The following is a 16705-nucleotide window of genomic DNA, read 5'->3' as shown; positions in this document are numbered from 1 at the left end:
CGCTTAATCCCCGCCGAACAGATCGCGGGTAAAGACCTTGTCGGCCACATCGGCCAGATCGTCGGTCATCCGGTTGGCCATAATCAAATCCGATTCCGCCTTGAACGCATCGAGATCGCGCAGAACACGGGAATTGAAAAACGTCTCTTCGGTCATCGCGGGTTCATAAACGATCACTTCGATGCCTTTGGCCTTGATCCGTTTCATGATCCCCTGGATCGACGATTGCCGAAAATTATCCGACCCCGATTTCATGACCAAACGGTGCACGCCGACGATCCGGGGCTTGCGGGCGATGATCTGCTCGCTCAAAAAATCCTTGCGGGTCCGGTTGGCGTCGACGATGGCGCGGATCAGGTTTTGCGGTACCTCCGAATAATTCGCCAGTAACTGCTTGGTATCCTTGGGCAGGCAATAGCCGCCATAGCCGAAGGACGGGTTGTTATAGTGGTCGCCGATCCGCGGATCGAGGCTGATCCCTTCGATGATCTGCCGGCTGTCCACCCCGCGCGACATGGCATAGCTGTCGAGCTCGTTGAAGAATGCCACCCGCATCGCAAGGTAGGTATTGGCAAAAAGCTTGATCGCCTCAGCTTCCGAGGCATCGGTGAATTTCACCGGGATATTGGTTGCCACCGCCCCTTGTACCAGCAAATCGGCAAAGCTTCGCGCGGCGTCGCCGGTATCCCCCACGATGATCCGGCTGGGATGCAGATTGTCGTAAAGGGCGCGCCCCTCACGCAGGAACTCGGGCGAAAAGAAGATGCGATGGCTGCCCATTTCTTCGCGTAGCCGCTCGACAAAGCCAACGGGGATGGTGGATTTGATGACGACATGGGCCGTCTCGTTGAGCGCCAGCGCGCGTTCCACGACCGCCTCGACGCTGGAGGTATCAAAATAATTGGTGTCGGCATCGTAGTTGGTGGGCGTGGCCACGATAATAAAGTCAGCGCCGTCACAGGCCCGCGCCAGATCAGTGGTGGCCGTCAGATCCAGATCGCGCGTCTCCAGAAAATCCGCAATATCGGGATCAACGATCGGGCTTTGCCCTGCGTTGATCTGATCAACCCGGGCTTGATCAATATCAACCGCCACGACAGAATTATGCTGCGCCAGCAGGACGGCGATCGATAGGCCAACGTAGCCAAGCCCGGCAACTGCGATTTTCATTTCGTCCGCCCCTCAAAAGCTCTGATCGTATTCGCCCACGCCCGGCTCGGTACGGATGACCTCGTCGATGGCGGTGAAGATGGCGCGCAGTTCGGCCTCGCTTTGGGTGCTTTCGCAGACCACCACGAGGTTGGGCGTGTTGGACGAGGCGCGCACCAGCCCCCAGCTGCCGTTGTCGAGGATCACGCGGGCGCCGTTCACCGTGATCACCTGCGCCACCTTGCGGCCCGCAAACTCCGTCACGCCCTCCAGCCGGGCCACGATCCGCGCGAGGATGTCGTATTTCTCCTCATCGGCGGCATGGGGCGACAGCGTCGGCATCGACCAGGTCACCGGCAGCGCCCGGCGCAGATCCGACATGCTCATCTCGGGGTTGCGGTCCATCAGCTTGCAGATCTCGACCGCCACGCGCATCCCGCAGTCGTAGCCACGCCCGATCGGCTCCGCCAGAAAGTAGTGGCCGGATTTCTCGAATCCCGCCAGCGCGCCCAGCGCGTGCACCCGCCGTTTCATGTGGCTGTGCCCGGTTTTCCAATAGTCCGCCGTCACGCCATTCGCGATCAGCTCCGGGTCGGACGCGTAGAGCCCCGTCGATTTCACATCCGCCACGAAGGTCGCGTTCGGATAGATCTTGGACAGATCCCGCGCCATGATCACGCCGACCTTATCGGCAAAGATCTCCTCGCCCTCGTCGTCCACCACGCCGCAGCGGTCGCCGTCGCCGTCAAAGCCCAGCGCCAGATCGGCGCCCGACGCCTTCACGCTCGCGCTCATGTCGTGCAGCATTTCCATCGCTTCGGGGTTCGGATTGTAATGCGGGAAGGTGTAGTCGAGCGTGTTGTGGCTATCGACCACCTCGACCCCCAACCGGCGGAACAGCTCGGGCGCAAAGGCGCTGGCCGTGCCGTTGCCCGTGGCGCAGACGACCTTGAGCTTGCGGGTCATCCTGAAATCCCCGACCAGATCATCAAGATACGCCTCGCGCACGCCATCGACGAATTCGTATCCGCCGCCCGGGCGCAGCTCGCCGCGGCCCTCCAGCACGATGTCGCGCAGTTCGGCCATCTCGTCGGGGCCGTGGGTGAGCGGGCGCTCAAACCCCATCTTCACGCCGGTCCAGCCGTTGGGATTATGGCTGGCCGTGACCATGGCGACGGCGGGCGCGTCCAGATGGAACTGCGCAAAATAGGCCATGGGCGAGAGCGCCGGGCCGATGTCTTTCACGTGGATACCCGCCTGCATCAGCCCGAGGATCAGCGCGTTCTTGATGCTCAGCGAATAGTCGCGGTAATCGTTGCCCACGGCGATCACCGGCTCGATGCCGCGCAGATGCATCTGCGTGCCCAACCCCACGCCCAGCGCCGTCACCCCGGGCAGATTGATCGCCTCGGGGTACTGCCACCGCGCGTCATACTCCCGAAACCCCGTCGGCGCGATCATCGCATCCCGCAAAAATTCCCAGGTATTCGGACGAACGGTCGCAGCGGGTTTGGGCATGGGGAGTTTTCCACTCTGTTTCATTGCGTTTCGTGTTAGCGACAACCGGGGCCGGTCGCAATCGCGCGCGTGCGCCGCGCCTTGCCTGCACCCGGTGGAGGTGGCATTGAAGCACCATTCGTTTCACGGGGAAAATCCTTCTTATGAGCAAGACCGTCCTTATCGTTGGTGGCGCCGGCTACATCGGATCGCACACCACGCTTGCGTTGAAAGAGGCGGGATTTCGGACTGTGGTCTACGACAACTTCTCGTCGGGTCACCGCGATGCGTGTTTTGGCGACGTCCTTGTCGAGGGGGGGCTTGCGGATACCGCACTTCTCACCCGAACGCTTGAAGACCATGGGGTCGACGCCGTCGTGCATTTTGCGGCGCTGATCGAGGCCGGGCAATCCGTGCTCACTCCGCTGCCGTTTTTCGAAAACAATGTGGGCGGTACGTTGTCCTTGCTCAACGCGATGAACGCGGCGGGCGTGTCGCGACTGGTGTTTTCCTCGACCGCTGCTGTTTACGGCAATCGCACCGACGTGGAGCTGCTGGACGAAGCGCTGACCCGCGCGCCGATCAACCCCTACGGCGACAGCAAGGCGATGGTCGAGGCGATCCTTGAAAGCTGTGTGGCGCCACATGGTCTGCGGGCGATTGCGCTGCGCTATTTCAACGCGTGTGGTGCCGATGCGCAGGGCCGCACGGGGGAACGGCATGACCCCGAAACCCATCTGATCCCGTTGGTCATTCAGGCGGCACAGGGCACACGCGCCAGCATCGCGATCAATGGCACCGACTACGATACCCCCGACGGGACGTGCGTGCGTGACTACATTCATGTGAGCGATCTGGCATCGGGCCATGTCGCCGCCGTCACCCACGTGCTGTCGCAGCAGGAACCCGGTGTGCAGCCGATCAACCTGGGCACTGGCGCAGGGCAGAGCGTGCGGCAGGTGGTCGACGCGGTCAAAGGGATCTCGGGTGTGGCGTTTGAGGTGACCGAAGGACCCCGGCGTGCGGGCGATCCCGCAACGCTTATCGCCGACGTCACCCGGGCGCGCGAAATCCTGGGGTGGCGGGCGCGGCACAGCGATCTTGAGACGATCGTGCGCGACGCCTGGGTCTTTGCCGAAGGGCAGCGCGGCGGCTGAACCCTTCGGCTATCGCGCGTTTAGACCAGCAAAAGATTGCTTTGGTCAAAGCCCTGCACAAACTCGAGCACGATGGTCATATCCTCGACGCGGTCGCCGTCGACATCGACCATCAGATTGCCGTTGCCGCTGACAACCTGAAAGATCACGCTGTCGCTGTTGCCGAAGAAGGTGCTGTAGCTGTTGAACGTCAGCGCCGCGCCGGACGTCGTCGTGATCGCCGACAGATCAACCAGATCGGTGCCCCGGGCAAAGCCGATGATGGCGTCCTGCTCGGCCGTGGTGGTGCCTGAATCGGCCACACTCTCAAAGATGAAGTGATCGGCGCCGGCACCACCAAAAAGCTCATCCGCGCCGGTACCACCAATGATGCTGTCATCGCCGTCGCCGCTGTTGATCGTGTCATTGCCCGCGCCACCGCGAACGATGTCGTTGCCGTCCTGGGCGAAAAAGCTGTCGTCATCCGCGCCGCCGTCAAGGCTGTCATCGCCGCTGCCACCGGTGAGCGTGTCGTTGCCCGCACCACCGTCGAGCGTGTCGTTCCCGTCGCCGCCGCTCAGCGCGTCCGCGCCGCCGCCGCCGTCGAGGCTGTCCGCGCCCAGATCGCCGTTGAGCGTGTCATTGCCGTCCCCGCCGTTGAGCGTGTCGTTGTCGTTCTGGCCAAAGAGCTGGTCGTTGCCGTCCCCGCCTTGCAGCACATCGTCGCCATCCTCGCCGAGCAGTGTATCCGCGCCCGCGTCACCCTGAATGCTATCGCCGCCGACGCCGCCGGTCAGATAGTCGGCCCCGTCCTGACCCGAAAGCGTATCGTCGCCAAGCCCGCCCGCGATATTGTTGGCCGCTGACGTGCCGGTCAGATCGTCGGCATGGTCCGACCCTGTGAGGTTATCGATGTTGAACAATGTATCGCCAGCCGCGTCTCCGCCCGTGTTCACGTTGGTGGTCATGTTCACCGTGACGCCAAGGGTCGAGCCTGCATAACTTGCCATATCCGTTCCGGCCTCTCCGTCCAGCACGTCGGCACCGGCACCCCCCTCAAGCACATCGTCCTGCGTGCCGCCGCTAAGGGTATCCTCTCCGGCGCCGCCGAACAGCGCATCGAAACCGGCACCGCCGCTTAGCGCGTTGTTTTGCGCGTCACCGGTGATGCTGTCACCAAAGCCCGAGCCGATGATGTTTTCGACGTTGCTCAGAACATCCCCGGCGGCAAAGCCGTTGGCCGCAACCACGCTGCCATCGAGGCTGATGGTGACATTGGCGTTGGAGTTCGCGTAGGTGACGGTGTCAGTACCGTCGCCGCCGTCGATACTGTCGCCGCCGAAATCACCGTCTAGCAGATCGTTGCCCGCGCCACCCTCAATCGTGTTCTCACCCGCGTTGCCCAGCAAGGTGTCGTCCAAAGCGCTACCGGCAAGCTGCTCAACGTTATAAAGCAGATCCCCCTGCGCAAAGCCGCCGATGCCCGCGATACCGGTAAGGCCGACGTTTACGCCTGCAGTAGACCCGACGTAGTCCATCCGGTCGATCCCGTTCTGTCCGTTGATCGTATCGGCCCCAAGGTCGCCACGCAGGGTATCGTTGCCCTCGCCGCCGATCAGGCTGTCGTCACCGTCACCGCCCAGCAGGCTGTCGTCGCCATCCTCGCCGCGCAACACGTCGTTGCCGGCGTTTCCGTAGATGCTGTCGCTTTCGGTGCCACCGGCCATCGTGTCGTCGCCATTACCGCCGCCCATCAGGTCGTTGCCGGCACCGCCGATCACGACGTCATTGTCGTTTCCGCCGATGAGCGTGTCATCGCCGTTCTGCCCGTTGAGCAGATCCGCACCGTCCTCACCGTAGAGCGCGTCGTTGCCGTCCTGACCGTAAAGCTCGTCGTCGCCGGTGCGGCCCAGTGCCAGATCGTTGCCCGCACCGGTGGTCAGCGTATCATTGCCGCCACCGCCGTTGACGGTATCTGCCCCGTCACCCGCGTTGACCAGGTCATTCCCGCCTGATCCATAGATCTCATCATCGCCATCCTCGCCCAGCAGCGTGTCGTTGTCGCCGCCGCCGGCCAGCAGGTCGTTGCCCGCCCCGCCGTACAGCGCATCTTCGCCCGCGGCACCGTACAGGCTGTCATTATCGTCCTCACCGTACAGCGTATCGTTGCCGCCATTCCCGCTCAGCAGATCCTTCCCGGTGCCGCCGCGCGCAAAATCGCTGCCCGCCTGGCCGTACAGGCTGTCGTTGCCCGCATCACCGAACAGGCGGTCGTTGTCGTTCTGACCGTAGACGCGATCGGCGCCGTTCCCGCCGACCATCGTGTCTGCGCCATCGCCCCCAAAGAGGCTGTCGTTGTCGTCGGCGCCGTTCAGTTCATCGTTGCCGTCCGAGCCATAGAGCGTGTCGTTGCCGGTATCCCCGAAGAGTGTGTCGTTCCCGCTGCCCGCGCTCAGCAGATCATTGCCCGCGCCACCGTTGAGCGCATCCGCGCCCGCCTGACCATACAGCTGATCATCCCCGGCCTGCCCGAACAGCTGGTCATCGCCGTCATTGGCGCTGAGCACATCGTTCCCGTTGCCACCGTCGATCGTGTCATTGCCGCCGTTGCCGACCAGCCGGTCATTCCCACCCTGACCGTAGAGCGCGTCGCTGCCCTCCGCCCCGAATGCGGTATCGTTCCCGATTCCGCCGACAATCACATCGTTATCATCGCCTGCATCGAGGAAGTCATCGCCATCCGATCCGTTCAGCGTGTCATTCCCTGCGGAGCCGTAAAGCGTGTCGTTGCCGACATTGCCGAAGAGGAAATCATCGTCCCCCCCGCGCTCAGCAGGTCGTTTCCGCTGCCACCGTCAAGCGTGTCATTGCCATCGGAGCCATAAAGGCTATCCGCACCCGCCTCGCCGAAAAGCACATCGGCGCCGCCGTTCCCGCTGAGCAAATCATTCGCGTCACCGCCTTCCAGCCGGTCCGCGCCGCCGCCGCCAAAGAGACTGTCGGCGCCCTCCAGCCCGTAGATCAGATCGTCCCCGTCATCGCCAAAGGCGATGTCGTTCCCGTCGCCGGACGTGAGCGTGTCGTTGCCGCTGCCGCCTTCCAGCCGGTCATTGTCAGCACCACCGTTCAGGCTGTCGTTCCCGATGTCGCCGTAGAGCGTATCCGCGCCATCCTCACCGGTGATGACATCGTCGCCGCCGTCGCCGTGCAGCGTGTCGTTTCCGGCCTGGCCGAACAGCGTATCGGCATCATCGCCACCAGAGATCATGTCGTCCGCCTCGCCGCCGGACAGGGTATCGCTGCCGGCGTCGCCCATCAGCGTGTCGGCCCCGTCGCCGCCGACTACGGAATCGTTGCCTGCACCGGCGTCGATGCTGTCGCTGCCTTCCTCGCCGTTGATGTCGTCGTTCCCGTCGCCACCAAAGATCAGATCGTCGCCCAACTGCCCGCGCAAAAGGTCATCGCCTGCATCGCCGTGCAGCGTGTCGTTGCCCTCATTACCGAAAAGGCTGTCGCCCTCCGCGCCGCCGCGGATGCTGTCATGACCCTCGCCCCCGGTGATGTCATCCACGCCAGACCCGCCGTCAATGGTATCATCACCCGCTTCGCCGTTGATGCTGTCGGCGCCGCCGTCACCGGCGATGCTGTCATTGCCGTCCTGTCCGTTCAGACTGTCGTTCCCTTCGCCACCGGCGAGGGTATCGTCGCCCTCTCGTCCAAAAAGGCTGTCGTCACCGTCATCGCCGCGCAGGGTGTCATTCCCCTGCGCACCGATCAGCCGGTCTACGCCTGCGCCGCCCTCGATCAGGTCATTGCCTACCTCGCCGTTGATTTCATCGTCGCCCGCGCCGCCGCGCAGGGTGTCGTTGCCGTCCTGCCCCGAGATTGAATCGTTGTCGTCTCCGCCGTCGACGCTGTCGTCCCCGCCGCCTGCGAGAATATCGTCGTTGCCCGCACCGCCAAGCACGGTGTCATTGCCCGCACGTCCGTAGACGTCCGCTTCGATCTTGTCGTCGCCCGCGCCGCCGTCGATCAGATCGCCGCTGCCACTGCCGATGATCTCGTCGTTGAAGTTTGACCCGATGACCCCTTCGATCCCGTCGAGGAAATCGCCCTCTGCGGTGGTGCCGGTCACGCCGGGCAGATTTTCCCCGCGCCATGTCCCCAGCCGCAGGAAGATCGCACCCGTCGAATCCGCGTAGGAGGCGGTATCAAAGCCCGCGCCGCCATAGAGGATATCGTGCCCCAGCCCGCCGCGCAGCAAGTCGTCGCCGTCGCCGCCGCGCAGGATGTTGACCGCGCCATTGCCGATCAGCGTGTCATTTCCGGCCGAGCCGGTGATGTTCTCGAAATCGCTCAAGATGTCGCCGGTGGCATCGCCGCCGACGGCAGCACCGGTTGCAAGGTTCACGCTGACTGCCGCATCCGAGCCAGCGTAGGAGACGGTGTCGTTGCCGCTGCCCGCTTCCAGCGTGTCGGCGCCCGCCCCTCCTTCGAGAAGGTTATCGTTGCTGTCACCGATGAGCGTGTCCGCGAAGTCCGTCCCGATCAGACCCTCGATGCTCGTGATCGAGGCGCCCAGACCCGTCAGCGCGGTATTCGTCCCCGTGACAAGGCCCTGCGCGGACAGATCGAGCACGTCAGTGCCGTCTCCGCCGTCGATGGTGGCGTTGGTGCCGCTGGCGACAAGCGTGTCGTCGCCCGCCCCGCCAAACAGATCGTCGTTTCCTTCGGAGCCGTCGAGCAGGTCATCGCCGTCCCCGCCCAGGAGCGTGTCGGTGCTTGCGCCGCCAATCAGCGTGTCATTGCCGACATTACCGCTCAGGGCATCCGCCCCGTCGCCCCCTGTCAGCATGTCACTGCCGAATCCACCGTCGAGCGTATCGTTGCCGCTACCCCCGTCGAGGGAGTCGTCGCCGTCCTTGCCTTCCAGCAAGTCATTGCCGCCCAGACCCACAAGCGTGTCGTCGCCGCGCCCGCTGATGATCGTATTATCATTGATCGAGCCCGTGAGCGCGTCGTCAAAGTCCGAGCCGGTGAGATCCAGAATACCGCTCAGCACATCGCCCTGCGCATGGCCGCCCGATGCGGTCCCGGCCGCAAGATTGACGGCGATCCCGGCATCCGAGCCAAAATAGCTCGCCAGGTCATTGCCGCCGCCACCGACGAGCGTATCCGCCCCGTCGCCGCCCAGAAGGGTATCGTCGCCGGTGCCGCCCGAAAGGCTGTCATCACCGGCGCCACCGGTCAGCAGGTTGTTGCCGCCATCCCCATCGAGGGTGTCGCCAAAGGCGGAGCCTTCGAGCGCTTCGATATTCGCATAGCTGTCGCCCGCCGCATCGCCGGTGTTGCTACCGGGCGAGGCTAGCGAGGCACGCACGCCCACCGTTGCCGTGCTGTAGGAGGCAGTGTCAAAGCTCGCGCCGCCGTCCAGCGCGTCCGCGCCGGCGCCGCCGGTCAGGGTGTTGTCCGACAGATCGCCGGTCAGCGTATCATTGAAGGCGGAGCCAAGGATCCCCTCGACATTCTGGATGCGCGCCTGTGACAGGTCGACCAAGGCGGCCCCCCCGTTCAGGCGCATGTCGATGGCGTCGTCTCCGTCGCCACCGTCGATCAGGGTCGTCGCGCCGTAGAGGGTAATGCTGTCGTTCCCGTCGCCGCCCAGAAGGGTATCCGCGCCGCCCCAGCCATAGATCTGATCGTCGCCCGCCCCTCCCTCGATCCGGTTGGCGCCGGTCGTCCCGAAGAGCGTGTCGGCATGGGCCGATCCCGTGACCCCTTCGATCCCTGACAGGACGTCGCCGGTTGCGTGACCGCCGGAGACGGCCAGCGTGCGCAGGTTCACCGACACCCCGACGCTCGACATGCTGTACGAGGCGACATCCCCCGATCCGGCCCCGCCTGTGAGCGTATCCGCCCCGGCGCCGCCTTCGAGCGTGTCATCACCGGCGCCGCCGATCAGTTGGTCGCTGCCGCGCATCCCGAAAAGGCTGTTCGCCAGATCATTGCCGGTAAGCGTGTCGTCGCCGTCGCCGGAAACCGCGCCCTCGATCTGTCCCTGGCCCGTTCCACCGATGGCCGCGAACGTCGTGGCAGACCCGGCACCGACGCTGCGCTGCAACAACCCGCCAGCGGACAGATCAATCGCCAGATCGCCCGTCATCGCGGCGGCATTGATCCAATCGGCATCGCCGGTTGTCGTATCGGTGATGACAGTATTCAGGCGTCCGGCGAACTGGGCATCAAAGATCTCGTTGGTGAAATGGTAGACCTCGTTGTCATCTGCTTCGGAGCCGTAGACATCCAGCTCTACCTGTTGCACCAGCCCGGCTGCGGTGCCGTTATTGACCACTTCGATCAACCATTGGCCGTTCGGATCCTCACCGCGCAGGGCGTTGACGGCGAATTCCCATTGCAGGCCGATGTCTGAGACTTCCTCATAGGCGAAATTGTTCGATGAGATGTTGTGCAGTGCGACCCGTGTGCCCGAGGGCGAGATCAGGTAGATGTCGAGCTCCTGAAAATGGGGATGCTGGAGCGTGATGGTAACCGTGACATATTCCAGCTCGATATCCACATCGGCCAGCGAAATACCCCGGAACGAGGATTGCGGGCTGGCCGCCGATCCGGCAGCGATGATCGAATTGCTGTTGTCGAGAACGCTGTCCGTCTGTTCGTTCGCCGTGACCTGCGCGTCGTTGAACAAGGTCCAGACTTCGGCCATGCGCACGGCGGCATATACGTCCGCAGCGCCGTAGCCGTAATCTTCGGAGAAATGCAGCCCGCCGCCGTTCCAGCCCGTCGATCCGTTGGTGTACCAGCTGAATTTTTCGGTGGAATGCAGTTGCGGCGTGCCGCCGATGTCCGTGCCCACATGGTGCGACGAATGCGCAAGCACATTCTGCACGTCGCGCCAGCCCAGGCCCGCGTTCGCCTCAAGCATCAGCGCAACGATGCCAGACACCTGCGGTGTCGCGCCCGATGTGCCGCCGAAATAATCGGTGTAGCCATCGTTGAGCAGGTCGTTCTGTGTACCGTCCGTATCGCCCCAGCCATAGCCGCCCGAGCCGATGACATCCGTGCCGATCACGCCGGTGCCGTAGTCGCGCAAATGCGCTGCGAACAGAGAGGTATCGTCGAGATCGAAATACACATCCGTCGAGGACAGATATTGCCCCAACGGCTGATTGACCCGCGACAGCGAGGACAGCAACAACGACGCCCCGCGCGAGACATAGGGGGTGACCTGGCTTTCCAGGGTGGTCACCCCGTCGCTCAGGGTGATTTCCTCGCTGTAGGCGCCCACGACGATGCTCATGCGTGACGCGGTGCGCATGTCGGTGCCCGCATTCGCTTCGGCTGCGGTGGTGCTGCCGGCGAGAATGTCGGCCTCATCCACACTTGGCGTTGTGGTTGCGGGATCCTCGCCGGGGTTCAGGAACCCCGACATGACGTAATCAATGCTATAGCTGGCATCGTCATTGCGCTGGATGAAAATACGCTGCGCGGTGCCGCTGTTGTCGTAGTACAGATCATCATAGCCGTTGCCCGCAGCCAGAACGATCACGGTGCCCAGACCGTCACGCCCCTCGCTTGTGGCGGCCGCGAAACCGTCCAATTGCGCGGTGATCTCTGCCGATTTGGCGAGGGTCTGGTTATAGACGCTGTCGGTATGCCAGCTGCCGCTGATCACGTCGAACTGCCGGAACCCGGCGACGATTTGCGACATCAACGGCGCATCGCGATCGGCAACGTCGTCGGCAAAGGCGGTCGAGCCATCGCCGTCGTAATCAAAGAATACGTCAATCGACGACAACGTCGATCCGTGCGCGATCCCGACGGTCCCCACCCCGTCGTCGCCCGCCGCGATGATCCCCGATACCGACATGGCATGGTTCTCGGTCCGCTCTGTGTTGGTGACTTTTACCAGCGCACCATCTTCGGTTTCGATAACGATGTTTGTATCGGCGTCGAACCGGTCTTCCCACTCCGGGTGCTCGCGATCGACCGCGCTGTCGCTGATGCCGATATGGACCCCGTCGCCACTGAATTCATCCCAGATCGTTTCGATCCCCTCGCGGCCGTAGCCAAGGCTTTGCGACAGGTAGTCATAGTGCCATTGAAAGACATAGAGGGAGTCAGTGGGCGTATAGCGCGGCATAAAGGGATCCAGATCTCAAATAGGGGTGGAGGTTGGATACCGCCCGACAGGTTTTCTGTCAGTAAACCCGGACATTTTTAGTGATAGCTGCGGTTTCAATGCCACTTTCGGCGATTTCGATCGGTGTTTCTGCAAAACCCAAGAAAAACTTTAGGTTGCGCCGGGATGCAGCAATCTGAAGAGCGGGTCGAAAACGCCTTGATGCGATATGTCTTTAATTCCTTTCAATTTGTTCTGATATTTGTCGGGTCGCGTCATGCGAAGGGGCGTCGCAGGCGCACGGGTATTTTCTACCCATGATGGAAAGTCGGGAGGAATCCTCCGGAGATCCCGCGGCAAGCACTTTTAGCAATTCGGTAAAAATACGTTGATTTTTGCGGGCCGGTTTCGCAGGTTTCGCGCAAGACGTGTGGCCGCCCCTTTTGGAATGTTCCCGGCCAGAACCCAATTTTCCCGAAAGTCTGTTGGCTCTGCGTCCTTTGGGGCGATGGCCGTCTGGACTGCACGCAAAAGACAGCAAGAAGGTATATGCGCATGGCTACTCCGACAGTATGGCTCCCGGAATTTCAGGTAAACACCGGTGTGGCCGACGCTCCGGTGGTCGAAGACACGCAGACCATCGGGCTCAGCAACGGGAATATCCTCATCGCCTGGACCGAGCAGGGCACCAGCGGCGTCGGGACATCCAACAGCGGCGACATCGTGGCCAAGATCATCGACGGCGCAGGCAACACGGTGCGCGACAGCTTCCGCGTCAACCGCAGCTACTCCTCGGACAACGAGAGCGACTTTGACATTGCCGCAACCAACGACGGCGGCTTTGTCCTTGTCTATATCGATAGGGAGAGCGTTTCGTCGCGTCTCGTGTGGGAGCGCAAGGACGCGGTCGGCGACAACGTTGTCACCAGCGTTATCGATGCAGAGATCGACCCGAGCGAGGATCTCAGCAATCCGCAAGTCGCGGTAAATGCCGCCGACAACACGTCCTTCATCAGCTTTGTGGAAATTGCGCCTGGCGACGATGCGTTTTCTGCCGACATTCGGGGCATCCGCCTTTCGGACACCGGCGGGTTTCTGACAGGCATATTCGACGCAGGTGACAACGCAACGGGCGCGCAAACGCAGAACGACGTCGCGATCAATACGAACGGTGAGATGGTATCGGTCTACAGCGACGCCGGCGCGATCACGGTCGATGTCCTCAGCAATGGCGGCATCCTGCAGCACCGCGCGATTGCCGCCGTAGCGGCGGCGCCCCTTGATCCGCAGGTCGCAACCCTTGCCAACGGCAATATCGCAACCACCTGGACGGACGGGGTCGGCGCCTCTTCCGACGGAACCGTGCGGCTGGCGGTCTACAATGCCGATCTGGGCATGGTGCGGGCCGCGACCGCCGTCGATGCCGTGGATGCGACCGACAGCGAGATTGTCGCCTTGCCCGACGGTGAATTCGTCATCGTCTGGAAGGATACATCCGCCAATACCATCAAGGCCCAGAAATACGACAGCGACGGCACTGCGGACGGCAGTACGGTCACCGTCGACAATTCCGAAGGATTCACCCCCAACGTTGGCGTTACCGGCGACGGGCGCGTGCTTTTCACGTGGGAAGGCGACGGCGATGTAAAAGCATCCATCTGGGATCCCCGCGACGGGGCCATCAATACCGCGACCTATGACGATCCGCCGGTGAATTTTGTGGACGGTGATGTGATATATGCCAAGACAACGGGCGGCACGGTAAACGGGACAATGGCACCGCCGACCGGATCATCGGCGGCGGCGCGGCCGATCTTTTGTCGGGCATGGGCGACGACGACACGCTGGAAGGCAACGGCGGTGATGATACCCTTTCCGGTGGCAGCGGCGATGACAGCCTGATCGGGGGCGGGGGCAACGATACGTTCCGCTATTTTGCGGGAGAATCCGCAGGCGCCGACACGGTCGAGGGAGGCGACGGAATCGACGGCCTCGCCATCTTCAACGCCGGTACGACCGATCTGGAAATCGCGGGCACGTCCTGGTCCGGTCTGGAGCAGATCACCTTCAATACCGCCGACACCGTGCAGGGATCCAAGACGCTGATCGTTGACGGGACCGAGTTTGAGGATGGGTTTGGCACCGGTCCGGCGATCTTCGGGCAGGCGAATACCGGCTTGCGGGAAATCATCCGGATCAACATGGATACCGACACGACCCTGAACCTGTCCGGCACGACCTTCGACAGCAATTGGACCAACGGGTTTGACCGCATCGAAGTGATCGGCGACGGCTCGTTCGAACAGTTCACCGGCACCTCCGGCAACGACAGCATTTCGGGCGGCGGCGGTAATGACACCTTCACCCTCGACGTCGCAACCACCGGCAGCAGCGAGACGATTCATGGCGGGACCGGCACTGACAGGATCCTGATCGGCTCAGCGGGCGTGATCGACCTGTCGAGCGCCTCTGTCGAGATCTCGGGGATCGAGGAGATCCGCTTTGTCGTTCAGGGCGACAATACCTTGCGACTGAGCTCGACCGAGCTCGATACGGCGGATGAATTGCTTGATGTGTTCATCGACGGCTTCACCGGGGTGCAGGACCAGAACAACATCGAAATCGTGATGCGAACCACCGACGTCGATCTCTCTGGCTGGACGTTCTTCCAGTGGGACGACGGATCGGACGAGACGATCCGCATCTTGGGTCAATCCACCGCCGAGAGCTTTGCCGGGTCCTCACAGCGCGATGTGATCGAGACCGGCGGCGGCAATGATACCGTTATGGCCGGGATGGGCAATGACACGATCGTCATGCAAGGCGGGGCGCTGACTTTGGACGGTGGAGAGGGTGATGATCTGTTCCGCGTTACCAACACCACGCTATCGAACCAGACCATCGATGGGGCCTTGGATCCGATACGGTGGATTATTCCGGTGTGACCGGCGGCAGCCCAACCTTTGTCGCGGGGTTCAATCTGACGGCGGGATACCTCTCCGGCGGGGGGGCGCCGGGTGACTGGTCCGGCATCGAGGGTCTTGTCGGGCTGCGGAACTTTCGTAATTCCATCGCCGGTGACGGGGCCGACAATGACCTGACCGGTGGCCTTCTGGCGGACACGATCATGGCCGGTGCAGGCAATGACACGGTGTCGGGTCTTGTCGGGAACGATTTGGTCAGTGGCGGTCTGGGTGACGACCTTGTCGGCGGCGAAGACGGTAATGACACCGTGATTGGCGGCGCCGGAAACGACCGGATTTTCGGCGGCGCGGGCAACGATGCGCTGAATGGTGGCGTGGGCAACGACGTGTTCAACGGCGGTGGCGGTTTTGACACGGCGGATTATTCGGACGCGACGGCCAATCTGGTGGTGAACATCAACTTTGCGGGGGCTCAGAACACGTCGGCGCAGACCGGCACGGATCGCTTCGTCTCGGTCGAGGGGATCACCGGCGGCACGGGCAATGACCTGCTTGTGGGCACCAGCGGCGGCAACGTCATCGACGGCGGCGCGGGCAACGACGAGATCTACGGCATCGGCGGCGGCGACGTGCTGCGCGGCGGGGTCGGGGACGATCAGATCGAAGGCTCGGGCGGCAATGACACCATGGACGGCGGTGCCGGAGATGCGGATATCCTGAGCTACTTCAACTCGGGCGGTCCGGTCGCGGTGGATCTGCGGGCGCAGGGCACGGCGCAGAACGTCGGCGGGTCGTCGGGCATCGATACCTTCACCAACTTCGAGTATCTCTACGGCTCGAACGCGGCGGGCAACGACGTTCTGGTCGGGGATGACAACGCCAACCGGATCCTGGGCTTTGGCGGCGACGACCGCCTGTTCGGGCTGGAGGGGACGGATGAGCTGATCGGGATGCAGGGCAACGACCGGTTGTTCGGCGGGCTCGGCGGAGACCGTCTGTCCGGGGGCGGCGGCGCGGATGCGTTTGTCTTCCAGGCGGTGGCCGACAGCACCGGCGCGGGGCGCGACACCATCACCGACTTTGGTGTGGGCGGCGCGGACCGGATCGACCTTGCGGCGATCGACGCGAACACGACGCTGGCGGGCAACCAGGCGTTCAACTTCGTGGGCGCCGCGGGCTTTGGCGCGGCGGGGGATCTGCGTTTCGCCAACAACGGCACGGACGGCTTCCTGCTGGGCGATGTCGACGGCAACGGCACGGTGGATCTGAACATCCTGCTGGAAGGCGTGACCTCGCTGACGGCGACGGACATCATTCTGTAAGCCACAGGCCGCGCGACAAAAAGACGGCGCTCCGGGAAACCGGGGCGCCGTTTTTCGTGGCGTGGGAATGAGGGTATCGGGGCCCGCCCGACCGGATGGCGCGTGCGAATGGCAGCGCTGATTTGTGCCCATCGGCTGTGGTGGGGCGGGCCAAAACGAGGCGTGGCTCAACGGGTAAGGAAAACCTTACGTTCGTTAAAAAAGTATTGATTTATGAAACTTGCTTCCGCAGGATATGCCGCAAGAGCCAATTACCGGCTTTCCACGACGCATGTGGGCCCTGCGCGACCGGGCCCTGTTTGAGACGATGACGATTTAGACGCCGCGCGGATCCCTTTCGGATCCTGGCGGCCGCCAAGATACAAAAATTATCCCAGGGGGGATTTAAGATGAACGGAATTCAGACACGAGACATCTGTCAGGTGCTTGTCACCTAACAACAGCACCCGACGACAGGAACGCGCCACTGGCGCGCTGCGTCCATCCAATCAGATTGCGTTATGCCAGAGCCTGCTTTGCGCAGTGCGTGTCTGATCC

Annotated in this window: 7 protein-coding genes and 2 pseudogenes; 4 read left to right on the top strand and 5 right to left on the bottom strand. The window is 62.8% G+C overall.

From position 1 onward, the window contains the following. Positions 1-3: 3 nt before the first annotated feature. Both KDD17_RS14035 and KDD17_RS14030 read right to left on the bottom strand, forming a co-directional pair. Positions 4-1170, bottom strand: a complete 1167-nt coding sequence (locus tag KDD17_RS14035) for a nucleotide sugar dehydrogenase (RefSeq protein ID WP_212704231.1) — start codon at positions 1168-1170, stop codon at positions 4-6. Between the two features lie 12 nt (positions 1171-1182). Further along, complete coding sequence (locus KDD17_RS14030) at positions 1183-2667, bottom strand: phosphomannomutase/phosphoglucomutase (protein ID WP_212706246.1); 1485 nt, start codon at positions 2665-2667, stop codon at positions 1183-1185. Positions 2668-2810: 143 nt separating this feature from the next. On the opposite strand from KDD17_RS14030, the gene galE reads away from it, so the two are divergent. After that, entirely contained in the window at positions 2811-3803 is a 993-nt protein-coding gene (galE, locus tag KDD17_RS14025; protein ID WP_212704230.1) for a UDP-glucose 4-epimerase GalE, read from the top strand. A 20-nt stretch (positions 3804-3823) separates the two neighbouring features. Here the strand turns inward: galE and KDD17_RS14020 are convergent, their stop codons facing one another. The 3 genes and pseudogenes from KDD17_RS14020 to KDD17_RS14015 form a co-directional block, all read right to left on the bottom strand. Continuing rightward, positions 3824-6484, bottom strand: coding sequence for a calcium-binding protein (locus KDD17_RS14020; protein ID WP_212704229.1), 2661 nt, complete (start codon positions 6482-6484; stop codon positions 3824-3826). 18 nt (positions 6485-6502) lie between these two features. Then, positions 6503-6559: pseudogene (locus KDD17_RS19285) on the bottom strand (hypothetical protein); the annotation flags it as partial. A gap of 101 nt (positions 6560-6660) precedes the next feature. Further along, positions 6661-11943, bottom strand: a pseudogene (locus KDD17_RS14015) (beta strand repeat-containing protein); the annotation flags it as partial. A gap of 534 nt (positions 11944-12477) precedes the next feature. On the opposite strand from KDD17_RS14015, the gene KDD17_RS14010 reads away from it, so the two are divergent. The 3 genes from KDD17_RS14010 to KDD17_RS14000 are packed head-to-tail and all read left to right on the top strand — an operon-like array spanning position 12478 to position 16168. Then, complete coding sequence (locus tag KDD17_RS14010) at positions 12478-13824, top strand: hypothetical protein (RefSeq protein ID WP_212704227.1); 1347 nt, start codon at positions 12478-12480, stop codon at positions 13822-13824. Continuing rightward, positions 13740-14867, top strand: a complete 1128-nt coding sequence (locus KDD17_RS14005) for a calcium-binding protein (protein ID WP_431358130.1) — start codon at positions 13740-13742, stop codon at positions 14865-14867. The genes KDD17_RS14010 and KDD17_RS14005 overlap by 85 nt, the downstream gene beginning before the upstream one ends. After that, entirely contained in the window at positions 14849-16168 is a 1320-nt protein-coding gene (locus tag KDD17_RS14000; RefSeq protein ID WP_212704225.1) for a calcium-binding protein, read from the top strand. Before KDD17_RS14005 ends, KDD17_RS14000 begins: the two co-directional genes overlap by 19 nt. The last annotated feature ends 537 nt before the right edge of the window (positions 16169-16705 follow it).

Origin of the sequence: Sulfitobacter albidus (assembly GCF_018200035.1) — a bacterium.
Lineage (GTDB): Bacteria > Pseudomonadota > Alphaproteobacteria > Rhodobacterales > Rhodobacteraceae > Sulfitobacter > Sulfitobacter albidus.
This window is presented reverse-complemented; position numbering and strand designations above follow the sequence as displayed.